General features: G+C 67.9%; 31 protein-coding genes and 1 tRNA gene. 10 read left to right on the top strand and 22 right to left on the bottom strand.

The genetic code is table 11. From position 1 onward, the window contains the following. Window positions 1–10: 10 nt before the first annotated feature. Both EYE40_RS12775 and hemE read right to left on the bottom strand, forming a co-directional pair. Window positions 11–1,261: a protoporphyrinogen/coproporphyrinogen oxidase gene (locus EYE40_RS12775; protein WP_130982300.1), complete on the bottom strand. Its 1,251-nt coding sequence runs from the start codon at window positions 1,259–1,261 to the stop codon at window positions 11–13. Continuing rightward, a complete protein-coding gene (hemE, locus tag EYE40_RS12770; RefSeq protein WP_130982299.1) occupies window positions 1,258–2,313 on the bottom strand; it encodes a uroporphyrinogen decarboxylase in 1,056 nt (351 codons plus the stop codon). Before hemE ends, EYE40_RS12775 begins: the two co-directional genes overlap by 4 nt. Before the next feature lie 17 nt (window positions 2,314–2,330). Here hemE and EYE40_RS12765 point away from each other — a divergent pair, with 17 nt between their 5' ends. Beyond that, entirely contained in the window at window positions 2,331–3,584 is a 1,254-nt protein-coding gene (locus EYE40_RS12765) for a glutamyl-tRNA reductase (RefSeq protein WP_130982298.1), read from the top strand. On the opposite strand, the gene EYE40_RS12760 is transcribed toward EYE40_RS12765, so the two are convergent. The 7 genes from EYE40_RS12760 to EYE40_RS12730 all read right to left on the bottom strand — a co-directional run bounded on the left by EYE40_RS12760 (window position 3,581) and on the right by EYE40_RS12730 (window position 10,105). Continuing rightward, window positions 3,581–4,789 carry a GAF domain-containing protein gene (locus EYE40_RS12760; protein WP_130982297.1) on the bottom strand — a complete coding sequence of 403 codons (1,209 nt, stop codon included), beginning with the start codon at window positions 4,787–4,789 and terminating at the stop codon, window positions 3,581–3,583. The genes EYE40_RS12765 and EYE40_RS12760 overlap by 4 nt on opposite strands. A 57-nt stretch (window positions 4,790–4,846) precedes the next feature. Further along, window positions 4,847–5,071 (bottom strand): DUF3618 domain-containing protein, encoded by a 225-nt coding sequence (locus EYE40_RS12755; protein ID WP_130982296.1) that lies wholly within the window; start codon window positions 5,069–5,071, stop codon window positions 4,847–4,849. 2 nt (window positions 5,072–5,073) lie between these two features. Then, window positions 5,074–5,478 (bottom strand): phage holin family protein, encoded by a 405-nt coding sequence (locus EYE40_RS12750; protein ID WP_240034812.1) that lies wholly within the window; start codon window positions 5,476–5,478, stop codon window positions 5,074–5,076. Between the two features lie 6 nt (window positions 5,479–5,484). Further along, window positions 5,485–5,784 (bottom strand): YtxH domain-containing protein, encoded by a 300-nt coding sequence (locus tag EYE40_RS12745; protein ID WP_130982294.1) that lies wholly within the window; start codon window positions 5,782–5,784, stop codon window positions 5,485–5,487. A 308-nt stretch (window positions 5,785–6,092) separates the two neighbouring features. Beyond that, window positions 6,093–7,001, bottom strand: a complete 909-nt coding sequence (locus EYE40_RS12740) for a serine hydrolase (protein WP_130982293.1) — start codon at window positions 6,999–7,001, stop codon at window positions 6,093–6,095. 33 nt (window positions 7,002–7,034) lie between these two features. Then, window positions 7,035–8,996 (bottom strand): M13 family metallopeptidase, encoded by a 1,962-nt coding sequence (locus EYE40_RS12735; RefSeq protein ID WP_130982292.1) that lies wholly within the window; start codon window positions 8,994–8,996, stop codon window positions 7,035–7,037. A gap of 44 nt (window positions 8,997–9,040) precedes the next feature. Next, the gene (locus tag EYE40_RS12730) at window positions 9,041–10,105 is read right to left on the bottom strand and encodes a LacI family DNA-binding transcriptional regulator (RefSeq protein ID WP_130982291.1); all 1,065 of its coding nucleotides are present in this window, start codon (window positions 10,103–10,105) and stop codon (window positions 9,041–9,043) included. Window positions 10,106–10,176: 71 nt separating this feature from the next. Here EYE40_RS12730 and EYE40_RS12725 point away from each other — a divergent pair, with 71 nt between their 5' ends. Both EYE40_RS12725 and nucS read left to right on the top strand, forming a co-directional pair. Then, window positions 10,177–11,418, top strand: a complete 1,242-nt coding sequence (locus EYE40_RS12725; protein WP_130982290.1) for an MFS transporter — start codon at window positions 10,177–10,179, stop codon at window positions 11,416–11,418. A 9-nt stretch (window positions 11,419–11,427) separates the two neighbouring features. Beyond that, window positions 11,428–12,123 (top strand): endonuclease NucS, encoded by a 696-nt coding sequence (gene nucS, locus EYE40_RS12720; protein WP_130982289.1) that lies wholly within the window; start codon window positions 11,428–11,430, stop codon window positions 12,121–12,123. Here the strand turns inward: nucS and EYE40_RS12715 are convergent, their stop codons facing one another. Beyond that, window positions 12,124–12,489: a DoxX family protein gene (locus EYE40_RS12715; RefSeq protein ID WP_130982288.1), complete on the bottom strand. Its 366-nt coding sequence runs from the start codon at window positions 12,487–12,489 to the stop codon at window positions 12,124–12,126. A 103-nt stretch (window positions 12,490–12,592) separates the two neighbouring features. Here EYE40_RS12715 and EYE40_RS12710 point away from each other — a divergent pair, with 103 nt between their 5' ends. The 3 genes from EYE40_RS12710 to EYE40_RS12700 are packed head-to-tail and all read left to right on the top strand — an operon-like array spanning window position 12,593 to window position 14,368. Beyond that, window positions 12,593–12,976 (top strand): winged helix-turn-helix transcriptional regulator, encoded by a 384-nt coding sequence (locus EYE40_RS12710; protein ID WP_130982287.1) that lies wholly within the window; start codon window positions 12,593–12,595, stop codon window positions 12,974–12,976. Window positions 12,977–13,004: 28 nt separating this feature from the next. After that, window positions 13,005–13,661 carry an HAD hydrolase-like protein gene (locus EYE40_RS12705; RefSeq protein WP_130982286.1) on the top strand — a complete coding sequence of 219 codons (657 nt, stop codon included), beginning with the start codon at window positions 13,005–13,007 and terminating at the stop codon, window positions 13,659–13,661. 17 nt (window positions 13,662–13,678) lie between these two features. Further along, complete coding sequence (locus EYE40_RS12700; protein ID WP_130982285.1) at window positions 13,679–14,368, top strand: phospholipase D-like domain-containing protein; 690 nt, start codon at window positions 13,679–13,681, stop codon at window positions 14,366–14,368. A gap of 1 nt (window position 14,369) precedes the next feature. Here EYE40_RS12700 and EYE40_RS12695 read toward each other — a convergent pair whose 3' ends face one another. Further along, window positions 14,370–14,570, bottom strand: coding sequence for a hypothetical protein (locus EYE40_RS12695; RefSeq protein WP_130982284.1), 201 nt, complete (start codon window positions 14,568–14,570; stop codon window positions 14,370–14,372). Between the two features lie 45 nt (window positions 14,571–14,615). On the opposite strand from EYE40_RS12695, the gene EYE40_RS12690 reads away from it, so the two are divergent. Next, window positions 14,616–15,050: a MarR family winged helix-turn-helix transcriptional regulator gene (locus tag EYE40_RS12690; RefSeq protein WP_130982283.1), complete on the top strand. Its 435-nt coding sequence runs from the start codon at window positions 14,616–14,618 to the stop codon at window positions 15,048–15,050. A 32-nt stretch (window positions 15,051–15,082) separates the two neighbouring features. After that, complete coding sequence (locus EYE40_RS12685; protein WP_130982282.1) at window positions 15,083–15,961, top strand: bile acid:sodium symporter family protein; 879 nt, start codon at window positions 15,083–15,085, stop codon at window positions 15,959–15,961. A gap of 31 nt (window positions 15,962–15,992) precedes the next feature. Here the strand turns inward: EYE40_RS12685 and EYE40_RS12680 are convergent, their stop codons facing one another. From EYE40_RS12680 to EYE40_RS12650, 7 genes are read right to left on the bottom strand one after another with little or no spacing between them, the layout of a single operon-like run. Beyond that, window positions 15,993–17,057 carry an NAD(P)/FAD-dependent oxidoreductase gene (locus EYE40_RS12680; RefSeq protein ID WP_130982281.1) on the bottom strand — a complete coding sequence of 355 codons (1,065 nt, stop codon included), beginning with the start codon at window positions 17,055–17,057 and terminating at the stop codon, window positions 15,993–15,995. Further along, window positions 17,054–17,578, bottom strand: coding sequence for an isoprenylcysteine carboxyl methyltransferase family protein (locus EYE40_RS12675; RefSeq protein WP_130982280.1), 525 nt, complete (start codon window positions 17,576–17,578; stop codon window positions 17,054–17,056). Before EYE40_RS12675 ends, EYE40_RS12680 begins: the two co-directional genes overlap by 4 nt. Beyond that, window positions 17,575–18,630, bottom strand: a complete 1,056-nt coding sequence (locus tag EYE40_RS12670; protein WP_130982279.1) for a type III polyketide synthase — start codon at window positions 18,628–18,630, stop codon at window positions 17,575–17,577. The genes EYE40_RS12675 and EYE40_RS12670 overlap by 4 nt, the downstream gene beginning before the upstream one ends. A gap of 53 nt (window positions 18,631–18,683) precedes the next feature. Then, window positions 18,684–19,475, bottom strand: coding sequence for a chitosanase (locus EYE40_RS12665; protein ID WP_130982278.1), 792 nt, complete (start codon window positions 19,473–19,475; stop codon window positions 18,684–18,686). 29 nt (window positions 19,476–19,504) lie between these two features. Further along, window positions 19,505–20,146 carry a histidine phosphatase family protein gene (locus EYE40_RS12660; RefSeq protein ID WP_130982277.1) on the bottom strand — a complete coding sequence of 214 codons (642 nt, stop codon included), beginning with the start codon at window positions 20,144–20,146 and terminating at the stop codon, window positions 19,505–19,507. 55 nt (window positions 20,147–20,201) lie between these two features. Then, entirely contained in the window at window positions 20,202–20,609 is a 408-nt protein-coding gene (locus tag EYE40_RS12655) for a nitroreductase/quinone reductase family protein (protein ID WP_130982276.1), read from the bottom strand. After that, window positions 20,606–21,235: a TetR/AcrR family transcriptional regulator gene (locus tag EYE40_RS12650; protein ID WP_130982275.1), complete on the bottom strand. Its 630-nt coding sequence runs from the start codon at window positions 21,233–21,235 to the stop codon at window positions 20,606–20,608. Before EYE40_RS12650 ends, EYE40_RS12655 begins: the two co-directional genes overlap by 4 nt. 102 nt (window positions 21,236–21,337) lie before the next feature. Here EYE40_RS12650 and EYE40_RS12645 point away from each other — a divergent pair, with 102 nt between their 5' ends. Both EYE40_RS12645 and EYE40_RS12640 read left to right on the top strand, forming a co-directional pair. Then, window positions 21,338–22,141, top strand: a complete 804-nt coding sequence (locus EYE40_RS12645) for a sugar phosphate isomerase/epimerase family protein (protein WP_130982274.1) — start codon at window positions 21,338–21,340, stop codon at window positions 22,139–22,141. After that, window positions 22,141–23,277, top strand: coding sequence for a Gfo/Idh/MocA family protein (locus EYE40_RS12640; protein ID WP_130982273.1), 1,137 nt, complete (start codon window positions 22,141–22,143; stop codon window positions 23,275–23,277). Before EYE40_RS12645 ends, EYE40_RS12640 begins: the two co-directional genes overlap by 1 nt. 7 nt (window positions 23,278–23,284) lie before the next feature. Here EYE40_RS12640 and EYE40_RS12635 read toward each other — a convergent pair whose 3' ends face one another. From EYE40_RS12635 to EYE40_RS12620, 4 genes are all read right to left on the bottom strand, one after another. Beyond that, window positions 23,285–24,007 carry a polyprenol monophosphomannose synthase gene (locus tag EYE40_RS12635; RefSeq protein WP_240034811.1) on the bottom strand — a complete coding sequence of 241 codons (723 nt, stop codon included), beginning with the start codon at window positions 24,005–24,007 and terminating at the stop codon, window positions 23,285–23,287. A gap of 37 nt (window positions 24,008–24,044) precedes the next feature. Continuing rightward, window positions 24,045–25,229, bottom strand: coding sequence for a mannosyltransferase family protein (locus EYE40_RS12630; RefSeq protein WP_130982272.1), 1,185 nt, complete (start codon window positions 25,227–25,229; stop codon window positions 24,045–24,047). Between the two features lie 29 nt (window positions 25,230–25,258). Next, a complete protein-coding gene (locus EYE40_RS12625; protein WP_130982271.1) occupies window positions 25,259–25,786 on the bottom strand; it encodes a hypothetical protein in 528 nt (175 codons plus the stop codon). A 98-nt stretch (window positions 25,787–25,884) separates the two neighbouring features. After that, window positions 25,885–25,968 (bottom strand) — tRNA-Leu (locus tag EYE40_RS12620). Window positions 25,969–26,095 lie beyond the last annotated feature (127 nt).

Genomic DNA, 26,095 nt, shown 5'->3' with positions numbered 1-26,095 from the left:
CGGTGCTGGACTAGACCTCGGGCAGCTCTTCGACCGGCACCTCTCCGGGCACCGGCGGTTCGAGCAGCTCGCGCGCTGTGCGCTCGGCGTGGGCGACGACGTTCGCAAGACCCGTGCCCGAGGCCACCTCGCCGACCTGCGTCACTCCCTCCACCTGCGCCGGGGCCGCCCTCGGACGGTCCCAGTGCACCCGCGCGAAATCGAGCACGGCCGAGGGGGGCAGTTCGATGCCGAGGAGGGCTGCGGCATCCTCTCTCGCGATATCGGCGAGGTTCTCGGGAGCCTCGGCATAGGAGAGCCGCAGCACATGCTTGCCCTCCGCGCGATCGGCGAGCCACCGCCACTTTGCCGTCGCATGCGTGAGTGCGCGGGACCGGATGCCCGGCACCCCGTTCGCGACGAGAACTCCCGAGCCACGCGGCGCGACATCCAGCCCCGGTGCATCGACCACGAGTGTCGCGAGTTCGACGGGTGTGCTGCTCCCGTGTGCGGGCGGAAAGGCGAGCACAACCCGCGCATCGCCGTGACCGGTCGCCTCGCCGCGCACTCCGAGTCTTACGTCGACGCCGAGGCGCTCGAGGTCGGCCGTGAGTTCGTCGACCAGCCGATGCACCCCACCGCGGATTCCGGCGACGGCCGCGCCCGCGGGGGCGGATGCACGCAGCTCGCGCACGGCGGCAGCGAGCGATCCGCTTCGGCGCAGGGCGGAGCGCAGGCCGGGGGCGACCCGGTCGAGCGGCAGGTCGTCGGGGTGCTGCGAGTGCACACCGTGGGTCACGGGTGCCACGAGTTCGTCGAGCATGCGCTGCCCCATCCTGCGCCGCACCAGTTCACCGAGGGTCGCGGACCCCGCCGCGACGGTACCGGGCAGCAGGGTCTCGAGGTAAGCGCGAAGGGCGGCACCGAACCCGACGACGTCGATCACGTCGGCCGCGAGCGGCACCCCGGGAATGCCGAGCAGGCTGGTCGCCGGCAGGGCGACGGCGCCGCGGACTCGCTGCAGCCAGGCGCCGGCCGGGTTCGGGATGACGATCTCGTCGCCGAGCCCCAGTTCGGTCGCGAGCTCCGCGACGGTGTCTCCGCGCACCGCGAAGCTCTCGGCTCCCGCGTCGAGCACAAGGCCGCCGACGACGTGGTGGGTCACCGTGCCGCCGAGTCGATCGGAGGCCTCGAGCAGCGCGACCGTCGCACCACCCAGCGCGAGCCGACGAGCCGTCACCAGCCCGGCGACGCCGCCACCGACGACCACGAACGAGGTCACAAGGAGTGCACCAGTTCGACGATGCGGGTCAGCACGGCCGGGTCGGTCTCGGGCGGAACGCCGTGTCCGAGGTTGAGCACGTGGGCGGGCGCCTTGCCGCCGCGGTCGACGACGTCGCGCACGTGGGCTTCGAGGGTCTTCCACGGTGCGGCGAGCAGGGCGGGGTTGAGGTTGCCCTGAAGTGGCACGGTTCCGCCGAGTCTGCGGTTCGCCTCGTCGAGCGGGATGCGCCAGTCGATGCCCATAACGTCCGCTCCGATGCCGTACATGGCCTGCAGCATCTCGTTGCTGCCGACCCCGAAATGCACCTTCGGCGCGTCGAGGCCACGCAGGTGCGACAGGGCGCGCTTCGAGTGCGGGGCGACACGCTTGACGTACTCGACCTCGCTCAGCGAGCCGACCCAGGAGTCGAAGAGCTGCGCGGCCGAAGCGCCGGCCTCGATCTGCGCGCGCAGGAACTCGCCCGTGACGTCGGCGCACCAGTTGAGCAGGTTCGCCCAGCTCTGCGGGTCGGCGTACATCATGGTGCGCGCGCGGAGCTGATCCTTCGACGGTCCGCCCTCGACGAGGTAGGAGGCAAGGGTGAAGGGGGCGCCGGCGAATCCGATCAGGGGTGTCTCCCCCAGCTGCGCGACCGTTGCGGCGACGCCGTCGATCACGGGCTGGAGGGCGCCGGGTTCGAGGGGACGGAGCGCCGCCACATCCGAAGCCGTGCGAATCGGGTTGGCGATGACCGGGCCGCGTCCCGGCACGATCTCCACGTCGATACCTGCGAGTTTGATGGGGATCACGATGTCGCTGAAGAAGATCGCGGCGTCGACGCCGTGGCGACGAACGGGCTGCAGCGTGATCTCGCTCGCGAGTTCGGGGGTTAGGCAGGCGTCGAGCATGCTGTTTCCGACCCGTAGTTCCCGGTATTCCGGCAGGGAGCGTCCGGCCTGGCGCATAAACCAGACAGGCGGAGTCGACTGCTTCTCGCCGCGGTAGGCGGAGATGAGGGACGAGTCGGAGGTACGCCCGTCGACGAGGGGATGATTCGGAGACAGGGGCATGCGCTTAACATTAGATTGTGCTGCTGTGCCTGACTGCTAACCATCGGAACGCGAGCTTCGACGTTCTCGAGAAGCTCTCCATCGCCGCACCCGCAGCGACCCGCGCACTCGTCGAGGGCAGCGACTTCGTCACGGGCGCCGTGGTGCTCGCCACCTGCAATCGTTTCGAGGCCTACCTCGACATCGACGAGCCGCTCACCGGAGCCACGGCCGTCGCCGTTCGCTCCACGATCGAGGCCATGAGCGCGGGCAGTGGCGTCGACCACGACGACCTGCGCGCCAGTGTCACCATCCTGACCGGGGATGACGTTGCCGAGCACCTGTTCGCCGTCACGAGCGGGCTCGAGTCGGTCGTCGTCGGTGAGGACGAGATCTCTGGGCAGGTTCGCCGCGCCCTCGACGCCGCGCGCGCCGACGGCACCACCTCCTCCACCCTCGAGCAGCTGTTCCAGCGCGCCGCCCAGACCTCGCGCGACGTGAAGCGTCGCACCGAGCTCGGCGGCGCCGGTCGCTCACTCGTGCGCCTTGGCCTCGAACTGGCCTCGAGCCGGGTCACCGACTGGTCGGCCGCGCGTGTGCTGCTCGTCGGCACCGGCCAGTACGCCGCAACGACCCTCGCTGCCCTCCGCGACCGCGGCGCCACGAACGTGCGCGTCTTCTCGCCCTCCGGCCGTGCCGAGAAGTTCGCCCTCAAATACGGCATCGTCGCCGAGACGGCGCTACCCGCCGCGATCGCGGTGTCGGATGTCGTCATCACCTGCACGTCGACCCTCGCCATCCTGCCTGCCGACGTCGCGAACGCCGAGCGCAGGCTCGTCATCGACCTGGGGCTGCCGCGCAACGTGGATCCCGCGGTCGCCACCATGCCGGGTGTTGAACTGCTCGACCTCGAGATCATCTCGCGCCACGCCCCCATCGAGGCACTCACCGCGACCGCGGACGCCCGCGCCCTCGTCGCTACGTCCGCCGCGGCCTTCGCCACGGCACCTTCGGTGGAACCGGCGATCGTCGCCCTCCGCTCGCACGTATTCGACCTGCTCGACGCAGAGATCGAGCGAGCTCGGGCCCGCGCCGGGGACTCGAGCGAAACGGAGGCTGCGCTGCGGCATCTCGCCGGGGTCATCCTGCACGGGCCATCCGTTCGCGCGCGCGAACTCGCCTCGAGCGGTGAGGCCGCCCGCTTCATCGACGCCCTCGACGCGCTGTACGGCGTGAGCGTGCCGACCGTGACCTCGCTGCCGAAGCCGGAGCGCGGCGAGCAGACCGCCTAGTCCTTCGTCGGGTGCCAGAGCTCGGCCTGTACCAGCATGGCGAGCTCGCGCAGCAGTACTTCGTCGACGCCGCCCGTGCGCGGCTCCGGATCGAACACGCACAGTGCTCCGATGCGCTCCCCGGTCGGCGACTCGACCGGGAAGCCCGCGTAGAAGCGGATGCTCGAGTCGATCACCATGGGAAAGTCCCTGAACCGCGCGTCGAGGCTGAGGTCACCCACCACCACGGCGCCGACCGCCTTGATGGTGGTGTCGCACACGGACTCGGCCCGCAGGAACTCGGGCACCTCGGTGCCGACGCCTGACTTGATCCAGTGCCGGTGGTGGTCGGTGACGGTGAAGGCGGCGGCCTGGGTGCCGAACGCGCGGCGAGCGAGCGCGACGATGCGGTCGAAACGTTCCTCCGGGTCGGTGTCGACGATGCCGAGGGCATCGACGGCCAACTGTCGCTCCTCCTCGTGCTCCTTGTGGGCGCCGGGCGGCTCCACGAGGTGGTTGCGCGGGTCGCCGAGCGAGGTGGCGATGGTCGGCACGAGCAGCTCCGCCCATGCGCGGTACTCCTCGGGGCTGCGGTAGCGATTGGGGGTCGGGATGGAGATCGGCTCGAATGGCACCACCGTCGTGCGATCGAGGCCCTGCACGATGGAGGCGGTGATGCGGTTGAGCGCGCGAGCGTGACGTTCTGCGAGACGTCCGGGCAGGGCGTCGAACACGCGGAGGGCGCGGATCGGCGGGATCTCAACCACGAACACCTGCGTGCTCTTGGAAGAGGCGCTCTCCGCGTAACGCAGGAGCGCACCCATTGCGCGGCGCCAGCCTCGCGGGGACGAGACCGCGATCGCGTCATTCACACCGATGATGAGGATCACCGCGTCGTAGCGCCAGAGCTTGCTTCCCCCGAGCTGGCGGAGAGCGCTCACCGCGGTCATGTCGGGGTCGACCAGGACGTCGACGACGGCGCCGCGCCCGGTCACCTGGGACAGCGATCGCGCGAGGGCCCCGGGGAGGGAGAGCTCATGGCTCAGCACACCCCAGCCGGCGGCTGGCCCGCTGCCGACGAGAAGGAGCCGGTCGCTGTCGACGCCGGGTGCATGCACCTGCGGTCTGTCGCGCGGTCGTGGGACGCTGTCGAGTTCGTCTTCAACGCCCGCGACCCACACCCGCATGAACGGACGGATGAGCGCCATCACGATCTCGCGCAGCAAGACGCCCCCAGCCTGTTGGTCGAACCGTACCGCTATCCCCGCAGTACGTCGGCCGGATCAGTCGTCGCTGAGCAGTGCCCAGGCGACGATTCCCACAACCGAGATCGCCACGGCGGTAGCGCCGATGATCCACGGTACGGGGTTCTCGTCGTAGGAGGCCTTCGCCTTGTCGGTGAGCCGCCCAACCTGGCGAGGAACGTTGATGCGCTCCTCGATCTGGTCGAGGGTGTCTTCGAGCGCCGCGCGCTGGGTTGCAATACGTGTCTGAATGGCGTCGGTCATGGTCAGTCTCGCTTTCCGGTGCCCTTGAGGGCATCCACGTCTTTTTTGACACTCTCGATGGTGTCGGTCGGAGTCGGGGGCGTGCCCTTCTTGAGCATCTGAACGCCGACGAGGGCGAGGATGCCCGCGATCAGCAGCAGTGCGACGCCCACGATGAGTGCCGCGAGCCACGCCGGGAGTGCTGTCGCAATGCCGAGGACGGCCGCAGCGATGAGCACGCCGAGGGCGAAGAAGGCGAAGACGCCGGCCACGGCAAACGCGCCGATTCCGATGCCCGCGAGCTTGAGCTTGCCGACGATCTCCGCCTTGAGCTGCTCGATCTCACTCTTGACGAGGTCGACGATGAAGCCGGGCAGGTCGGCGATGAGCTTGAGCAGCGACCGCCGGGGTGTTTCGTTCCCGCTCACGATTGCCTACTCCGTGGTCGAGGACTTCGAGGCCGTCGACGTCTTCCGGGGCGTAGTGGTCTTCGGCTTGTTGGCGCCGCTCACCTGTCCGACAACCTTCTTGGCGCCGTCGGCCAGGAATTCCGCAACCTCGGGAGCCTTGTCCTTGACGAAGTCCTCGGCTTGGTGCACCGGGCGCTGCACGCGCGGGTCATTCCACAACTTGTTGGCGTTGCGCTTGATCTCTTCGTACCGTTCGCGTCCGGCTCGGGCTCCGAGCACGTAGCCGACGGCCACGCCGACCACCAAAAGGATCTTGCCTTTCATGGTGTTCTCCTTCAATTCGAGTGTGCGTTGATCAATGCGAAAAACGTCGTTCTTCCAGCATGGAATGTCTAGAGCGTATCGCTGGCTACTGTGAGTGGTCTCCGAGCAAACGCCCAGACTCATCGGGCCGTGCGGTATGGCGGTGATTGTCCATCCCCCCGTAATGGGTATGAACAGCCTTCGCGATGTACCGCGACAATGAACCAGCCGATTTATCCCACACCCGAAGGGATCAGCCGGTGGGGCGAGCGGGCGACCGCTCGGCCGGAGTCCGGACCGGCCGTCGTGAGACGGCCGGTCGGTCGGACTCAGTGCACGTATTCCAGCAGCTCTTCGCCCACGGCCCGCATCGCGGTGAGGGCGCGCAGTCGCGTCTCGAGGTTGTCGTCGGCGAACTGGATCGACACGGCATAGGAGACTGCCGCACGCTGGCCGCGCAGGGCGCCCGCCTCGGCGCGCACGCCTGTGTCTGTGCCGGTTTTATTGACCAGCAGCGTCTGGTGGTCGGGCAGGCGATGCGAGAGCGGATCGAGCCCGAATGCCGCGGCGACCATCGAGAGGTCGCAGTTGAGCGAGAGCCAGCTCATCACCCGTTGGCTGGTGATCGAGTCCACGACCTCGCCGCGGGCAAGAGCGCCGAACAGCCAGGAGAGCTCGGCGGTGGAGCCGACCGAGAGCTGTGGGGCGTCATCCGGACCCCGGGTGTCGCGAACCACGTCGAGAAGTGCGGTGCGGGTGAGGCCGAGGGACTCCGTGCGGGCCCGTACGGCGTCGAGGCCGATGCGCCCGAGCAGCAGGTTGGTGGCGAGGTTGTCGCTCGTCGCCCCGACGAGGGTCGCCAGGTCGGCAACGGGAAGCGCGGGCGCCTGCATGTGCTGCCAGACGCCGCTGTCGCCCACCGAGTCGCGCGGCGTTTTGTCGAGGATGCCGTAGCCGGAGAAATCCCGGCCCGTCAGCCGGGCCGACACCTCGATGAGAAGCAGCACCTTGCCGATGCTCGCCGTCGGCAGCACAATGCGATCATCGATCGACACGAGGGTCTGCCCCGATTGCAGGTCGAGAACGTTCGCGGAGACCTGCGCCCCCTCGTAGGCGAGACGCCCGAGGGCGGCGAAGCTCCCGGCGAACTGGGGCGTGCGGGTGGGGCTGACATGCCGCCCGGCGCGCAGGCCGCGCACTCGCGTCGAGCGCTCTCGGGCTTTCTCTAACTCAACCACTCGGGACCTCTGGGGTGTGGTGCAGACGACGAGTTACCAGATGGTGACTCGCTCGCTCGGGTCCAGCCAGAGGGCATCAGAGGCCGTGACTCCGAACGTGGTGTAGAAGTCGTCAATGTTACGCACGATCTGGTTGCAGCGGAACTCATTCGGCGAATGTGGATCGATAGAGATGAGACGGATAACCTCCTCGTCCCTGCCCTTCTGCTGCCAGGCCTGGGCCCAGGAGAGGAAGAACCGCTGGGCTCCGGTGAGACCGTCGACCACGGGGGGTTCCACACCGTCGAGGGAGATGAGGTATGCCTTCCACGCAATGGCCAGTCCACCGAGGTCGCCGATGTTCTCGCCGACCGTGAGCGCACCGTTGACGAAGTGATCCGGCACCTGCGCGGGGGCGAGGGCGTTGTACTGCGCGATGAGCGATCCGGTCAGCTTCTCGAAGGCCGCCTTGTCGTCTGCGGTCCACCAGTCGACGAGGCGGCCGTCGCCGTCGTACTTGGCGCCCTGGTCGTCGAAGCCGTGGCCGATCTCGTGGCCGATGACCGCCCCGATGGCACCGTAGTTGGCGGCGGCATCCCGTGTCTCATCGAAGAAGGGATACTGCAGGATCGCGGCGGGGAACACGATCTCGTTGAAGCCGGGGTTGTAGTACGCGTTGATCGTCTGCGGCGTCATGAACCACTCGTCGCGGTCGAGCGGCTTGCCGATCTTGCCGAGCTCGCGCTGGAACTCGAACTCATTCACGGCGCGCACGTTGCCGAGCAGGTCGGCGGCATCGATCTCGAGCGAGCTGTAGTCGCGCCACTTCACCGGGTAGCCGATCTTGGGGGTGAACTTCTCGAGTTTGTCGATCGCGCGGGCGCGGGTCTCCTCGCCCATCCAGGCGAGGTTCGTGATGCTCTGGCGGTAGGCCTCGACGAGGTTGGCGACGAGCACGTCCATGGCTGTCTTCGCGGCCTCGGGGAAGTGACGGGCGACATAGGTGCGGCCTACCGCCTCGCCGAGCGAGCCCTCGACGAGGCTCACGCCACGCTTCCACCGGGCGCGCAGTTCGGGCGTTCCGGTGAGGGTTTTGCCGTAGAAGTCGAAGTTGGTGTTCACGAAGTCACTCGAGAGGTAGGCAGCGTTCGAGCGGATGACCTGCCAGCGCGCCCAATCCCGCCACGCTTCGAGGCGATCAGCGCTGAACAGCGTGCTCAGGCCCTCGACGAAGCTGGGCTGTCGAACGACGACCTCCGCGAAGGAATTCGCCGGCACATCCATCGCCGTCAACCACGATTCGAGCAGCGGCGACTTCGCCACAACGTCTGACCAGTCGACGAGGTTATAGGTCGCCTCGCTGTCGCGGGTGGCGACGTTGTCCCAGTGGAAGTCGGCGATCTCGGTCTCGAGATCGAAGACACGCTTCGCACGCTCGGCTGGATCGCTCAGCCCGGCGAGGCCGAACATCTTCTCGAGGAACACGAGGTAGGCGGTACGGATGTCGGCGAACTTCTCGTCGGTGTAGTACGACTCATCGGGGAGGCCCAGGCCGCCCTGCTCGAGGAAGACGAGGTAGCGCTCGGGGTTGCCCGGGTCGTTGTCGACGAAGGCCTGCAGGAACCCGCTCGTGCCACCACGCTCCAGCGCGCCGATGACTGGCAGCAGCGCCTCGATCGAGTCGACCGGGCCGATCTGCTCGAACAGCGGGGTCAGCGGCTGGGCGCCGCGGGCCTCGACGGCTGCCTCATCCATAAAGCTCGCATAGACGTCGCCGAGCTTGCGCTCTTCGGTGCCGGGCTCGGCATCCTGCGCCTCGACGATGATGTCGCGCACGGCCTTCTCGGCTTCTTCCGCCAGCACGTGGAACGACCCGTAGCGCGCCTTGTCGCTCGGGATCTCGCTGCGGTTGATCCACTTGCCGTTGACGTGGCGGAAGAGATCGTCCTGGGGGCGAACGCTCTCGTCGAGTTCGGCGAGGTCGATTCCGGAGGGGAGGGGGGTTTCGGCGGTCATGGCACCAGCGTAATCGGCTGGGCTGCGCGGCGGCCGCGTGCTGATCAGCGCGGCACGGGGCCGGTCGTCGCCCCGCGGTGGAACTCGCTCGTGAACTGCACGGGCGCGACCATGTCCCCGTCGAGCAGCGCGAGCACGCCCCGACCCGCCGCGCGCCCCTTCTCGAGGGAAGGCTGAACCATGGTGGTGAGGTCGTGTGGTGCGATGCCGTCGAGCCTGATGCCGTCGAAGCCGACTACGCTCAGGTCCTCCGGCACGCGCAGGCCGAGACTCAGCGCGGCACGGATCACGCCCACAGCGAGTAGGTCGCTCTGCGCGATGATCGCGGTGGGGCGAGCCGGGGCACCCCTTAACAAAGCGAGTCCCGCCGTGAAGCCTTCGTCGATCGTGCTTCCGGATGCAACGGCTCCCGTCGCCGCCGGATACACCTCGCGCACTCCCGCGATCCGCTCCGACGCCGTGAACCCCTCCGAGCGCGCCTCGCGTTCGGCGCTCAGCGGGCCGCGCTCGTGGGTCGGCTCGAGCGGAAGCGCGACGATGGCGACCTCGGTGTGGCCGAGCTCCTCAAGGTGGCGCGCGAGCAGGTGGGACCCCTCGCGATTGTCGAGGTCGATGGCGAGTACGCCGTCCATACGCTCCGCCTCGACGGCCACGATCGGCACGCCACGCTGGCGGAAGACGTTCACCGCGTCGAGCAGGCGCGTGCTGCAGCCGATCAGGATGACCGCGTCGACGGGTGCGTTGTGGATGCTCGACGGTCCCTCCGCGCTGCCGGTCAGCAGCAGGAGTCCGGCGTGGTGCGGGCCGAGCTCCTCGGCGATGCCGTCGAGCATGGTGATGTTCATCGGGTCGCTGAAGGCGTCTGCGAGACGGTCCTCCATAACAACACCGACGATGCCGGATCGTCCGCGGCGCAGCGACTGCGCGCGCGGGTCGGGGCCGGCGTAGTCGAGCTGCTCGGCGGCCGCGAAGACCTTGGCACGGGTGGCGGCCGACACGGGGCCGGCACCGCTGAAGGCGAGGGATGCGGTCGACGCAGAGACCCCGGCGAGCGCTGCCACCGCCGCGAGGTTGGGGCGCTGCGGGGTCGCGCTTGCCGTGTCATCCATGATTTTGGTAGCTTAGTCGAACCGATTCGATCGAATCGATTCGAGAACCGTTCGAACAGGCGACACCCACCATGACGACACCCGTAACCACCTACCCCGGCGGCCTCACGCGCAGCCAGGTCGTGTCGTGGCGCAACGCCATGTTCGTGATCTTCGGCGTCTGCGGAATCGGCATGGCCAGCTGGGTCGCCCGCGTTCCCGCCGTCCGTGACGCACTCGGCGCGAGCACGTTCGAGATGGGCATCCTCATCTTCGGCATCGCCCTCGGCTCGATCATCGGGCTGCTCGCTTCGAGCCACCTCATCGCCCGCTTCGGAGCACGCAGCACGATGGCGCTGTGCTTCACGATCGGCCCGGCCGGATTCGTCATCGCGGCACTCGGGGTGACGGTCGTCCCATCCTCGGTCATCGTCTTCGTCGGACTCGCCATCTTCGGCGCGGGGCTCAGCGTCTGCGATGTCTCCATGAATGTCTCGGGCGCGGCCAACGAGCGCGCGCTCCGCCGTTCGATCATGCCGATCTACCACGCCTTCTTCAGCTTCGGCACGATGATCGGTGCCGGTCTGGGTGCCGTTGCGGAACTCCTCGGGGTGCCGATCTGGCTGCACATCCTCGTCATCTCCATCGGCATGTTCGTGCTCGCCCAGATCTCGCTGCGCTACCTGCAGTCGGAGCACATCGTCGAAGACGACGCCGAAGTGGTTGCGGATGACGATCACTCCAAGAGCTGGCGCGGACGCCTCAGCATCTGGCGCGACCCCCGCACCATCCTCATCGGTCTCATCGTGCTGGGTATGGCGTTCGCCGAAGGATCGGCCAACGACTGGCTCGCCCTGGCCATGGTCGACGGTCACCACGTCGCCAACGAGACGGGTGCGCTTATGTTCGGCATCTTCGTCACGGCCATGACCGTCGGTCGCCTGTGCGGCGTGCTGCTGCTCGACAAGTTCGGCCGCGTGCCGGTGCTGCGCGCGTCCGCACTTCTCGCCATCCTCGGCCTCAGCACGGTCATCTTCGTGCCCGACGCCACGATCGCGATCATCGGCATCATCGCCTGGGGCCTCGGCTCCGCCCTCGGGTTCCCGGTGGGCATGTCCGCCGCGGCCGACGACCCGAAGACAGCCGCGGCCCGGGTGAGCGCCGTCGCGACTATCGGCTACTGCGCGTTCCTCGTCGGCCCGCCTGTGATCGGGATCCTCGGCGAGCACGTCGGAATCCTCATGGCCCTGCTGGTCGTGCTCGTGCTGGTCATCGTCGCCGGCTTCGCGTCGGGTGCGGCTCGCGAGCCCGCGAAGGCCGCCGGGCGCCAGTAGTCTCGACGGGTGCGTTTAGTTATAGCCCTCTGCTCCGTCGACTACGCCGGGCGTCTCAGCGCGCACCTGCCGCTCGCCACCCGCCTGCTGCTCGTCAAGGCCGACGGAAGTGTGCTCGTGCACTCCGACTCGCTGAGCTACAAGCCGCTCAACTGGATGAGCCCGCCCTGCACCCTCACGGTGCTGGAGCCCGAGCCCGAGCAGGCCGCCCTCGGCGTGATCGAGTTGTGGAAGGTGTCTGCGGCCAAGACCGCCGACCTGCTGGTCGTGTCCATCCACGAGATCCTGCACGACAGCTCGCACAACCTCGGCGTCGATCCCGGCCTGCAGAAGGACGGCGTCGAAGCCCACCTGCAGAAGCTCCTCGCCGACCAGATCCAGGTGCTCGGCGACGGCTATCGACTCGTGCGTCGCGAGTACATGACGGCGATCGGGCCGGTCGACATTCTCGCCACCGATGAGGCGGGCAAGTCGGTTGCGATCGAGATTAAGCGCCGTGGCGACATCGACGGCGTCGAGCAGCTCACCCGCTACCTCGAGCTGATGAACCGCGACCCGCTGCTCGCGCCGGTCGCCGGAGTCTTCGCCGCGCAGGAGATCAAACCGCAAGCCCGCACTCTCGCGCAGGACCGGGGTATCCGCTGCGTCATCCTCGACTATGACGAACTGCGCGGTCTGGATGACCCGCACTCGCGCCTCTTCTGACTAGACCCAGAAGAGCCGCCCGATCATCACGAACAGTGGCAGGATGACCATCGCGACATTGATGGGCAGGCTGCCGAGGGACTTCTCGGCGATGTGAATGCCGATCGCCACGATCTGCACAAGGGCGAGGCAGCCGGCCGCGATGATTGTGAGGGCCGGAGCGCCGATACCTGTGAGCTGGGGCAGCACAATGCCGACAGCGCCGAGCAGTTCGAGGATTCCGACGACGCGAACGAGCGGGACACCCATGCGCTTCGCCCATGGTGCCTTCTCGACGAAGTCCACGGTCTTGAAGGTCTTCATCCCGCCCGCCATCAGGTAGAAGGCGGCGACGATCGATGCGACGATCCAGAGGGCGATTTCCATGATGACTCCGTTACAGTTACTTTGCGTGCGTAACGCACGAGAAGTATTTATAGTCGAGACCGCTCACGCACTTCCATGCCGGTCACGCACACGGGAGTAAGAAATGATCGAACCGGACATCGAGCAGCTCTGCCGTCGCGACTCCGAGACCGCCGGTCATGTGCGCGACATCCTCGATCGCGTCGGCGACAAGTGGAGCATGCTCGTGATCAGCCTGCTCGAGCACGGGCCGCGGCGGTACGGGAGCCTGGCGAGCGACATCCCGGGTATATCGCAGCGCATGCTCACGGTCACTCTGCAGCGACTCGAACGCGACGGGCTGGTCACGCGCACCAGCTTCCCCGAGATCCCGCCGCGGGTCGAGTACGCGCTGTCCTCGCTCGGCGAGACTCTGAAAGAGCCGATCGGTGCGCTCGCCCGGTGGGCCTACCAATACAAGGACGAGTTCGCCGCGAGTCGCGACCGGTACGACGAGGCACGTGCCTGACACGTCGCGCCCGTAAACTGGGCCGCCTATGAGCACCCCATACAGCTGCATCCTGTTCGACCTCGACGGCACCATCGTGGACTCGGCGCCCGGGATCACCGCGACCCTCGCCTACACGTTCGAGCAGCTGGGTCTGCCGATCCCGACCCCGTCCGAGCTGCTCGCCTACGTGGGCCCGCCCATCCTCGACTCCTTCCGCGATCTCGCGGGCTTCACCCCCGAGCAGTCGCAGGAGGCGCTCGCCATCTACCGCCCGCAGTACCTTGAGGCCGGCGTGCACGACGCCACCATATACACCGGGCTGCCCGACCTGCTTCGCGCGATCCACGCGTCGCCCGTCCCGCTCTCGCTCGCGACGTCGAAGCCCGAGCTGCCGGCCACGTTGATCCTCGAGCACTTCTCCATCGCGAGCTGCTTCGACGTGATCACGGGCGCGTCCGCCGACGAGGTGCGCAGCGCAAAGGCCGACGTCGTCGCCGAGGCGATCGTGCGCTTGAAGGCCACAGGCGCAGACACGTCGAACCCCGTCATGGTGGGCGACCGCTCGCATGACGTGCACGGAGCGGCGGCCAACGGCATCCCGACCATCTTCGTGGAGTGGGGCTACGGGTCCCCGGCCGAGCAGGCGGGCACCGTGGCCTCGGTGAAGACGGCCGCCGAACTTCAGGGTCTTCTGCTGGGCTGAGCGCCTATCGTTCAGTCATGCGCTCCGAGTTCCTGTCCGGCCCCTTTCACGAGGGCACCTCCGTGCGGTCACGGCTGCAGCGCCACCTCTCCGACGAGACCTTCAGCGCGGCCGTCTTCAGCGTCGCGTGGGTCAAGCGCAGCGGGCTGCGGCTCATCGAGCACGAGGTGCGCGCCTTCACCGCTCGCGCGCGACTCGACGTGTTGGTCGGGATCGACGCGCGTGGCGCATCGACCGAGGGACTGCGGGCGATCCTCGAACTCGGGATGACGGCACGCGTCATCCACTCCCCCACCGGTGGCATCTACCACCCCAAGGTCTACCTGTTCCGGGGTTCCGACCGGGCCAACGTGATCATCGGCTCGAGCAATCTCACGTCGGGTGGCCTGCTCAACAACTACGAGACGGCCGCGGACATCAGCCTCGACCTGACGCTGCCGGACGACGCGGCCTTCCTCGCGGAGATCGACGACTACCTGGCCCGGGCGACCGGCGACGCGACGACCGTGGACCTCACGATGCCGCTGATCGACGACCTGCACACCGCTGGCCTCGTGCCGAACGAGAAGGAAGTGCGGCAGGGGTTCGTCGCGTACCTGCGCGGGCTCCGCCGCAAGCCGGTCGCGCTGCCCTTCGGCTCGAGCACGCAGCGGCTGCACTCCCGGGGCGACACGGCGGGCGATCCCGACCAGCGTCCACTGGCCTGACTCAGGGGCAATACATCCGCGTGGCCGTGTGATCGGTGCTGCGGGTGAACTCGTGCTCCGACATCGGCTTGCCGCAGAGCGGGCAGGCCTTGGCCTGGGTGGGCGGAAGCGGGTCTTCGTTGTACGGTCCGAGTGGCGGCGGCCCGATGTACGGACGCAGGGCGCCGTTCAGTCGATCCCACCACGGTGCCTTGGCTGCCACTGTCTTCGCTTTCGTTAGTGTACTAAGCATTAGTATACTCAGGGCATGACGGACGTCGACCCCCTCGCCCTCGACCGCCAGGTCTGCTTCGCCCTCGCCGCGGCATCCCGGTCGGTCATCGCCGTGTACCGGCCAGTGCTCGAACCGCTCGGGCTGACCCACCCGCAATACCTCGTGATGCTCGCGCTCTGGGAGCGCAGCCCGCGCACGGGCCGCGATATCGCCGACGCCCTGCTGCTCGAACCCGCGACGCTGACCCCGCTTCTCAAGCGGCTCGAGAGTGCCGGGCTCATCACGCGCGACCGCAGCTCCGCCGACGAACGCGCCCTCGCCGTGACGCTCACCGCGGCCGGTCGCGCCCTGCGCACGAAGGCCGAACTCGTTCCCGGCCAGATCGTGTCGCGCCTGGGTGTGGACGTCGCCGAACTCGAGTCGGTGCGCGACTCCCTCACCCGACTCATCCAGGCGGCCACCCGCTAGCCAAGAACGCCACACTCGGCCACACTGTGGGCATGGGATCAGTGTTGACCACCATCGTTCTGCCCGTCGCCCTCGGCATCATCATGCTGGGGCTCGGCCTGAGCCTCACCCTCAGCGACTTCGCGCGCGTCGGCCGGCATCCGCGGGCGGTGGTCATCGCCCTGGTCGTTCAGCTGCTGCTCCTGCCGGCGATCTGCTTCGCGCTCGTCGTGGCGTTCCAGCTTCCGCCGCTGCTCGCGGTCGGCATGATCCTGCTCGCCGCCTCGCCCGGCGGCACCACCGCGAACCTCTACAGCCACCTGTTCGGCGGCGACATCGCCCTCAACATCAGCCTCACCGCGATCAACTCGATCATTGCCGTCGTCACCCTGCCGCTTCTCACCAATCTCGCCTTCGCCGTGTTCCAGGCGGAGGACAGGAGCCTGGGCATCCAGTTCTCAAAGGCCGTCGAGGTGTTTGCGATCGTGCTGCTGCCGGTCGCGCTCGGCATGCTCGTGCGTTGGTGGAAACCGGCCTTCGCCGCGCGAATGGACAAGCCCGTGCGCATCACGTCGATCGTGATCCTTGCGGTGGTCATCGTGGGCGCGGTCGTGTCGAATCGGGATGTGCTGCTCGCCAACTTCGCCCAGCTCGCCCTGATCACCGTGCTGTTCTGCGCGATCAGCCTGACGATCGGCTATGTGGTGCCGCGGCTCCTGCGGATCGAGAGAGCACAGGCCATCGCGAGCTCGTTCGAGATCGGCATCCACAATGCGACGCTCGCGATCGTCATCGCGCAGACGGTGATCGGCAGTGTCGAGATGTCGCTGCCCGCGGCCGTCTACGGCGTACTGATGTTCTTCATCGCGGGCGCGTTCGGGTTCGTGATCTCGCGGATCGGTCGTCGCCAAACTGCAGAAAGTGCCCCATAACCGGGCGGTTGGAGCACTTTTCGAGGGTTGGTCAGCGGGCGAGGCGCTCCACCACGGAGCCGTACACGCGCGGCAGGCGCTGGGCGAGCGGCACGATCGCCGAGCGCAGCGGCCCGTTGGCGACCGACACGAGGCCGTTGGTAAGGGCACGGAAGTCGCGCGTCACCCGGCGCCAGTCCGAGTCGTAGCCGCGCGGCGTGCCCGCGGTCACGTTCGCGACGGCGACGCGAGCCTGCTCGAATCCGAGTCGAAGGCCTTCTCCCGTGATCGCGTCCACGTAACCCGAAGCATCACCCACGAGCAGCACGCGTCCCTCGCTCGGCTTGCGCGCGCGAGTGTGGAACGGGCCTGCCCCGCGCAACGCGCTGGCCGGGGCCGCGCCGAGCAGGCGGATTGCGAGCTCGGGCACCTTGGCGATCTCCGCGAGGAAATCGGTGCCGGGAGGACCGAGCAGCGCGATGCCGGTCACGGTCGGCGACACCGGCGTGACGTACGCCTCGACGCTCGGCGTCCAGTGAACCTCAATGAGCTCGCTCCACGGCGCCACCGCGAAGTGCTGCCGGAATCCGAATCGACGCCGTGCTCTCGAGGTGCGGTTGATGGCCGTGTTGAGCCCGATCTCCCGACGGACCACCGAGTGCAGGCCGTCGCAGCCGAGAACCCAGTCGGCGCGCAGCACATCGGGCGTGATTCCGGATGGCGCGGCGAGCGTCACACTGACCCCCGAGTCATCCTGCTCGATCCGGTGTGCTCGCCCGGGCATGGTGACCACTCCGAGTTCGGCGGCGCGCTCCGCGAGGGCGGTCTGCAGCGTCGTCCGACGAACGCCGAGGCCGTCGCCGTTCTCGAACAGGTGGTCGACGTGACGACTCGCGCTGCGATAGCTGACTCCCCGCAGCGGCATGCCCTCCGGGTGCACGCCGAGGCGCTCGAGCAGGGGAAGGGCGCCGGGCATCAGCCCCTCGCCGCAGGCCTTGTCGATGCCACCCGGCTCCAGGTAGCGCGGCTCGACGACCGTGACCGAGAAGCCGGCGAGACGCGCCTCAATCGCCGCCGCGAGCCCGATGGGTCCACCCCCGATGACGAGAACGCTCATGGCGTCAACTGCTTCAGTGCTCGATCCTCGGTGGGGATGCGGAAGCCGAGCAGCAGCACGGCGTTGAGAATCGTGAAGGCGAGAGCCGTGATCCAGGCCGAGTGCACGAGTGGGAGGGCGATCCCCTCGATGACCACGATCAGGTAGTTAGGGTGGGGCAGCCAGGTGAAGCGGTAGGGACCGCGACGCTCGACCCGACCGGCGCCAGGAACGATGATGACGCGGGTGTTCCACTGCTCGCCGAGCGCCCGGATCACCCAGTAGCGCCCGGCCTGGCAGAGCAGCGCGATAACGAGCATGGTCCAGCCGAGGCCGGTGATGAACGGGCGATCGAGCAGGAACACCTCGGCGAGGCAGGCCACGAGAAAGCCGGTGTGCAGTGCGACCATCCACGGGAAGTGTCCCTGCCCGTACTCGATCCCGCCGCGGGAGAAGGCGAGCGCCGCGTTGCGCTTTGAGATCACCAGCTCGTAGAGTCGCTCGGCGCCGGTGGCGAGGATCAGCAGGAGGAACCAGATCATGTCGGCCACTCCAGCAGCACGAACTCGGCCGAGACACCCGGGCCGAGGGCGAACAGCAGTCCGGTCGGCCCCGCGTTGCCCGCAGCGATCGTGTCGGCGAGCACGTGCAGCACTGCGGCGGACGACAGGTTGCCGACCCGCTCGAGCGAGGCCCAGCTGAGGGCGAGTTCCCCGGGCGGCAGGCCGAGCGACGACGCGAATGCTTCGAGCACCTTGGGACCACCTGGGTGGGCGACCCAGGTGTCGACGGCGTCGATGGTGAGTGCGTTCGCTGAGAGGAAGGCTGCGACATCCTCGGGAAAATGCTTCTCGATCACATCGGCCACGCCCGGCGAGAGCACGATCTCGAACCCGGTCTCGCCGACCAGGAAGCCGATGACGTCGGTTGAATCGGGGTAGGTCGCGCTGCGGGTGTCGACGACGCGCGGGCCGGCAGCCTTGGGGTGATCTTCGCCGACCATGATCACGGCCGCGGCGCCGTCTCCGAACAGGCCGGTCGCCACGAAGTTTGCCATCGACTCGTCCCCACGCTGCAGGGTGAGCGAGCAGAGTTCGACGCTCAGCAGCACGGCCACACCGGTCGGGTGGCCGAGCAGGTAGTCATGCAGGCGGGAGATGCCCGCGGCCCCCGCCATGCAGCCGAGGCCGTACGAGGGCAGGCGCTTGACGTCCGACCGCAGGCCGAGGCGCTGCACCAGGAGCGCGTCGATGCTCGGCGCGGAGAGACCGGTCACCGACGTGAAGATGACGAAGTCGACATCGGATGCCACGAGCCCCGCATCAGCGAGCCCTCTCGTCAGCGCGCGCGAGCAGAGATCGGTCGCCACCTCGATGAAGATGTCGTTGGTCTGCCGGAAGGTGCCCAGGTCGCGGTAACGCTCGAGCGGAAGGGCGGTGTGCCGGGTTCCAATGCCGGAGTTCGCGTGCGTGCGCTCCATCACGGCGCGGTGCGAGGTGCCGTTGGTGAGCAGCGGCACGAGCTCCGCGGTGATCTCGTGCTGGGGGTACGAGTACGCCGGCAACTCCGGGGCGACGGCGACGATCCTGCTCATTGGCTGAACCTATCACCGCGCCCCGGGTCGCTCATGAGACGTACAGGTTGGCGCTACTCGGCCGGGATCAGGAACGCGTCGCCGTACACGTGCCAGGCGAGCGGAAGGTGCAGGTCGAGGTTGCCGTCGTCGAGGAACACGCGCTGCGCGGTCGAGACCCGTGTGGTGTCCTCGTGCGCCTCCTCCTTGCGCATCTCCTCTTCGCGAGCATCGAGGAAGGCATTCAGGTAGGTCACTTCATCCGAGGTTTCGGCGTCGCCGAGAGCGACGTCCCGAATCGACTCCATGCCTTCGAAGCCGTGCATGACCGCGGCGTCGTAGTAGGCGAACTGGCCGAGGATTCCGAGGCCGTCCTGCTTGGCGAGGGCGACCGAGGGGTCGAAGTAGACCCGATCGCGCTCGGCGTTCTGCGCCGCCTGGAACGCTTCGTCAGAAGCCGCAGCCTCCCACGCCTCGGGGAACCCGTCGAGACCCTCGTGCGAGTCCGTTCCGTTCACCGCTTCGAGCGCGGGCAGGAAGGTGGCGAGCGGGTTGCCGGGCACCTCATCGGTGTAGGCCCGCACGAGTTCGAGCATGTCGCCCGTGCCCGAGCAGAAGCCGATGATGCCGGCGGTGTAGCCGCGGCCGTCGCCGATGTCCTCGATGTAGGAGTACTGCGCCTTCCAGTCGAGCGACGAGTTCTCGGCACTGGACACGAGCTGCATCGCGATGTCCTTCTTTGCGGGGTCGCTCAGGTCCACGTCGGCCGCCGAGCTGGCCGGTTGCATCGGTGGATCCTGCTCGACGACGGATGCACAGCCCGCCAGGGCGAGCGTTGCCGCCAGGACCGTGGCCAGGATTCGCATCTGATCACACTAATCCCGGCCGGGAGCCGCTAGTCCGTCGGCCCGTCTGCAGCAAGATCGGTGACGGCCGGGCCTCCCACCGGGAGGCCGAGCCAGCTCTCCACGATCCAGCCCTCGGTGGGTGACCCGTTCAGCACCACAACGCCGGTGTTGCTGAGGATGTGGTCGCGCACGAACGGACCATCGATGTTGCTTGCCGCGCGGGCTGCCCAGTAGCGGATCATCGCGCCATGGCTCACGATCAGCAGGGTCTGGTGGTGGGCGAACTCGGCGACGACGGCGTCGAAGCGGTCGAAGGCCTCGTGGCCGTTCTCGGCACCGGGCATCCGTGCCTCGAGGTCGCCGGTCGCCCAGCTGGCGAACGCGGTCAGGTACGCCATCACCGACTTCCGGTCGCTCTTCATCTCAAGCGTGCCGGCCTCGACCTCGCGGATCCCGGCCCGCACGATCGGCTCGATTCCGGTCGCGGCCGCGAGCGGTGCGGCGGTCTGCTGCGTGCGCACGAGGGTCGAGACCACGATCGCGTCGAGCCTCTCGCGCGCGAGTACCGCGGGGAGCGCCGCAGCCTGCTCCCGCCCGAGCTCGGTCAGTTCAGCGCCGGGCGTCGCAGTGTCGAGCGCTCCCGCCACATTGGACGTGGTCTGGCCGTGCCGCACAAGAATCAGTCGCATGCTGCCAGCCTAGTTTTTCCGTCTCGACGGTCCCTGAGCCTGTCGAAGAGTCGGCCTACCGGGGGTCGAGCCGGACCACCGGGATCACCCGGTCCCCCGCGCGCACCTCGTACTCGCGGAATCCTGGCGATCGGTCGGTGAAGAGCCGCCAGGCCGCATCGCGATCGGCCCCGACGAGGTCGGTGGCGTGCACCTCGCGCGTTGCGGTACCGGTCTCGATCGAGACATCCGGAGTCTTCAGAAGGTTGAAATACCAGGCGGGATGCCGCAGCGCACCCGCAGCCGACGCCGCGATCAACCAGCCGCCGCCCTGCTCGATCGCCATCAGCGGATTGATGCGCGGCTCACCGCTGACCGCGCCGACCGAGTGCACGAGCACGAGGCTGTCGCCGAAACCGGCAGTAGTCACTACACCGTCATTGGCGCGGAACTCTTCGATAATGCGGTCGTTGAATCCGGTCACTTCTTCTCCTGGGCGGGGGCGAGGATGACGTCGAGCAGCTCGAGACTGCCGGCGATGTCGACTTTCGGATCGAGCAGCCACTGCACCTGCAAGCCGTCGGAGGCGGCGATCACGAGGGCGGCGAGAGCCTCCGGATCGAGGTCGGTGCGCACGGTTCCCGCAGCCTGTCCGATCTGGATGCGGCTCACGAGCTTGGCGCGCAATCGCTCGAAGCGCCCGGAGAAGTACTCGCGCGAGTACTCCTTGCCCTCTTCGATCGAGCCGGCGAGCATGCTCGAGTAGAGCGACACCATGCCGGGGATGCCCACGTTGCGGTGCGCGGCATTCGTCATGATGCCGACGATCTCTGTCGGGTCACGCTCGGCGTCAGTGGCGTTGAACCGGGTCTCGTTCGCCTTGAGCACCTCGATGAGCAGCTCCTCGCGGGAGGGGAAGTAGTGCAGCAGGGCTGCGTGCGAGACGCCGATCGCCTCGGCGATGGCTCGCAGCGAGGTTCCCTCGAGGCCCTTGGCGGCGAAGACCTCGATCGCGCGGGTGAGGATCTCCTGGCGCCGGGCGACGCCCTTCGGGTAGCTGCCGGCGCGGGCCGCGGCGGCGTCGCCGGGCTGAACGGGGGCCGCTGTCATGCCGCAATGCTAGCCGTCTCGCGCCCGCTCGAAAAATAAACCTCCACGTGGAGGTATTTCTGGTATTTTATTTGTCGTCCGCCGATGATGAAGGAAGATCCCATGACGACACCCACCATTTCCGTGCAGTTGTGGACGGTGAAGGACAAGCTCGCCGAAGACCTCGACGGCACCCTCGCCCGCATCGCCGAGCTCGGCTTCACGACCGTCGAGGCATTCGACTTCGTGGCCCGCGCCGACGAGTTCGCCGCCGCCTTCGCGCGCCACGGCCTGAGCGCGCGCAGCGGCCACACCTCGCTCGCCTCCGACGCGCTCAACCCGTTCGACCCAACGGCTCCCGCGCCGCCCGACCTCGACGCCGTGTTCGCTGCCGCCGCGAAGCTCGGCATGACCACTGTCATCGACCCCTTCGTGGCGCCCGACCGCTGGACCACCGTCGAGGCGATCACCGACACGGCGAATCGCCTCAACGAGGCGGCCGTCGCCGCTGCCGCTCACGGCATCACCGTCGGGTACCACAACCACAACCAGGAGTTCCAGAACACGATCGACGGCCGATTCGCCTTCGAGGTGTTCGTCGAACTGCTCGACCCCGCCGTCGTCATCGAACTCGACCTGTACTGGGCCGCTGCGGGCGGGGCGGATGTCCCGGCTCTCGTCGCCGCACTCGGTGAGCGCCTCGTCGCGGTTCATGTAAAGGACGGCACGCTCGACCCGGCGCCCGGCCTCGAGACCAAACCGACCGACCAGGTCCCGGCTGGCACCGGCGTTGTTCCGCTCGCCGCCTCGCTCGACGCGGCGCAGCACCTCGAGCTCGCCATCGTCGAGTTCGACGCCTACTCGGGAGACATCTTCGAGGGCGTCGCCACCAGCTACGCATTCCTCAGCGAAAGGGGACTCTCCTAATGGCACAGTTCACCCCCCAGGGTTCCGGCACGGTCGGCATCGGCGTCATCGGCGTCGGCAACATCTCCGACACCTACCTCGAGAACCTGGCGAGCTTTCCCGACCTCGAGGTGCTCATCGTCGGCGACCTCGACCTCGACCGCGCTGCCTCGCAGGCCGCGAAGCACGGCATCGCGCTGTCCGGTTCGGCCGACGATGTGCTTGCGCACGCCGGCGTTGAGATCGTGGTCAACCTGACCATCCCCGCCGTACACGCGGAGGTGTCATCCCGAATCATCGCGGCAGGCAAGCACGTCTGGAGCGAGAAGCCGATCGGAACGGATCTCGCCAGTGCGCGCGCCCTGCTCGATGCGGCGGATGCAGCGGGCCTGCGTGTCGGCGTCGCTCCCGACACCGTGCTCGGCCCGGGCATCCAGACGGCGAAGCGCGCGATCGAGGCGGGCCTCATCGGGCGCCCGCTGTTCGCGCAGACGCAGATGCAGTGGCAGGGGCCGGAGCTGTTCCACCCGAACCCGGCGTTCCTGTTCGCGCACGGAGCCGGCCCGCTCTTCGACATGGGGCCGTACTACTTCACCTCGCTCGTGCAGCTGCTCGGTCCGGTCGCGACGGTCGCCGCGCTCGGGATGAAGGCCACCGAGGAGCGCACGATCCTCGTCGGTGACAATGCCGGCGCATCGTTCCCGGTCGAGGTGCCGTCCACGATCACCGTGCTCGCGCAGTTCGAGAAGGGCGCCCAGGCGCAGTCGATGCTGAGCTTCGACTCGCCGCTGTACCGCACCGGCGTTGTAGAGATCTCGGGCACCGAGGGCACCATCGTGCTGCCGGATCCCAACATGTTCAGCGGTCGCATCGCCGTTGTGCGTGCGTTGACTGCGCACGGCGATGAGCCGGTCTGGGAGGAGATCCCCGAGGAGGGCATCGTCGTCGGACGTGGCCTCGGCGCCCTCGACCTGGCCCGTGCGATCCGCACCGGACGCCCGCACCTCGCCACCGGCGAACTCGGCTACCACGTGCTCGACACCATGGTCTCGGCGCAGCACTCGGCCGCAACCGGTGCGTTTGTGAACGTGGAGAGCACGGTCGGTGAGATCGGCTCGATGCCGGTCGATTTCGACCCGTTCGCGCGTACGGTCTAGTCGGGGCTCAGCTCAGCTTCCGGGGCGAGAAACCGGCCTTCGTTACCCAGGTCATCGCTTCCAGCACGATCGCGGTAGACATCTTGGAAGCGCCGGCACGCCGCTCGACGAAGGTGATCGGCACTTCGGTGACGCGCATCCCGCGCTTGCTGAGCCTGGCCGCCATCTCGATCTGGAAGACGTAACCGGCACCCTGCACCCGGTCGAGGTCGATCGATTCGAGCGCGCGGCGGGTGAAGGCCCGGTAGCCGGAGGTCAGGTCGCGCAGTCTCGAGCGCAGCATCAGCCGGGCGTATCCCGTGCCGGCTCGCGAGATGAGTCGTCGGTGCAGGGGCCAGTCGTGCACGCTGCCGCCGGGCATCCAGCGTGTGCCGATCGCGGCGTCCGCGCCGGCGTCGAGGGCGGCGAGCAGAAGCGGCAGCTCGCTGGCCTGGTGGGAGCCGTCGGCGTCCATCTCGACGATGCGCCCGAAGTCGCGCTCGAGCGCCCAGGTGAACCCGGCGACGTAGGCGCGGCCCAGGCCGTCCTTGGCGAGGCGGTGCAGCACGTGCACCTGCTCGTCGCCCGCGGCGAGGCGATCGGCGAGCGCACCGGTTCCGTCGGGACTGTTGTCGTCGACGACGAGCACGTGCGCGTCGGACACGGCAGCGCGAACAGCGGCGACGACGGGGCCGAGACTGTCGATCTCGTTGTAGGTCGGAATCACAATGATTGTTGATGGGGATGCCACGGCGAAGCTTTCTGCGGAAGGTGCGAGTGAGACGAGACTACGGGTAGGTCAGGAACCAGAGCATGACGACGCCGACCGGTTGGAGCGCGGCGCCCGTGCCGAGCAGGACCCAGCGGCGCACGGGCGAGTTCCACAGTGTCTGGTTGCCGAGCAGCGGCGTGAGCGGCAGCAGCAGGCGGAACGTGCTCTGCTGCGGCAGGAAGACGGCGAGCAGGTACAGGCCATAGCTGGCGGAGAAGGCGACAACATCGAGTCCCAGTGCACGAGTCGACCGGCGGGTAAGCGCTACGACGAAGCCGGCACTGATCAGGAGAACGAGGATGACGCCCCCGATCCCGAGCCACCGCCACGAGATCGCGAACCACGGGGTGAGCGGCACGAAGTGCTGGCGCCCGACCAGGCCCACCCACCAGGCGAGCTCCGTCTCGAGGTAGGCATTCTCGTGACCGGTGACCGCGGTGGCGATCAGCATCCAGGAGAGTCCGGCGGCGGCGATGAGCAGCCCGCCCACCACGATGACGATGCGATCACGCCACGGGAACGGGTCCTTCGAGAACCAGCGCACAATGAAGTGCACGGCGAGCGCAAGCGCGACGGCGAGGATCCCCGGACGCACGAACGCCGCGACGAGGGCGAGGCCGGTCAGCAGAACGTATCGCCGCTGCACGAGTGCGAGCAGGCTCGCGAAGGTGAGCAGCAGGAACAGGCTCTCCGCGTAACCGACCTGCAGCAGGAAGCCCAGAGGACCGAAGCAGAACAGCGCGGTCGTGCACAGCGCAGCGACCGGGTTCGAGACACTCGCGACGAGGCGGTGCAGCACGAGCGCGGCTCCCGCGCCCGCGAGGGTTGCCACGATCACCGCGGCGACGTCGAAGTGCATCCCGGTCAGGGCGAGCAGCTTCGCGAGAAACGGGAACACCGGCATAAACGCCCAGACGTTGGGCACCGCGAAACCGTCGGCATCGACGGGCAGCTCGCTCGGATACCCGTGCTCGGCGATCCGACGGTAGTAGGTGCCGTCCCAGCTGGTCGAGAAGTTGAAGAACGACTGGTCGGGGCGGGAACTCGGCAGGTCCCAGTCGTGCGCCTGGGCCATCCCGAACATGCTGCCGAGAAGTGTGGTGCTGTACACGCGGGATGCGGCGTAGACCAGCAGCAGGGCGGCCCAGCCGGGCAGCGATCGAACCCTTGCCGCCAGCGAGCGGGGTGCGGTGGCGGTCATGGTGTCCCCCAGAGTAGCCCTCGGCCCGCTCAGGGCTTCGGCGCGACCGGTCCCGCGTCTGCAGCGCTGCCGTCCGCGACCCGCTGCGACTCGAGGTACCGGCGGAGGTCGGTCCAGAACGCGATGACCTCCTCCCCGGGGCGCACGTCGAGCAATTCTGCGAAGCGCGCGCCGCTCGGGTGGTTCTCCGCGACATCGAGCACGTCGAATACCGACTCGAGGGCCACGTCGAACGAATCGGGTGTCACGTCGACCCAGATGTCGTAGGTCTCCCAGTTCTCATCGCCGGGGTCGACAATCACTCCCGGCAGCGTTCCGAGAAAGCCGCGGATGAGGTCCTTGTCATCCTCGATCTGGGCCGGATCGGCATCCCAGTAGAAGCTGAGCATGTCGAGATCGGTGCGCGCACGAACGCGGACCGTGGCATCCGTGATCGACACCTCGACCTGCTCGAAGGCGGAATGATCCATGTCGAAGTCACCATTGGACTGGCTCCAGCGCAGTGAAGACCCTTCGCGGAGACCGGCGAGGAGAGGGTGCTTAGCGAGATCTGTCATACGGCAATCGTGGTGCATGGCGAAGCGGTGGATGACGCAGCTGTCTCTGGCAACAAAAAAGGCCGGCATCCAGAGATATCTGTCTGCCGGCCGTTCTGTGCGCGAGGGGGGACTTGAACCCCCACGTCGTTACCAACACACGGACCTGAACCGTGCGCGTCTACCAATTCCGCCACTCGCGCCTAACATTGCCGCACGAGGCGCCAACCGAACGAGATTACCACAGGGCGACTGGGGTCTGAGCCCACCAGTCGGCGTCGCAGCCGGGTGAGTCGGGCTTATTGCGGCAATTGGGGCATCCCGGGCCGG

The organism is Glaciihabitans arcticus (assembly GCF_004310685.1).
GTDB classification, from domain to species: domain Bacteria; phylum Actinomycetota; class Actinomycetes; order Actinomycetales; family Microbacteriaceae; genus Conyzicola; species Conyzicola arctica.
This window is presented reverse-complemented; position numbering and strand designations above follow the sequence as displayed.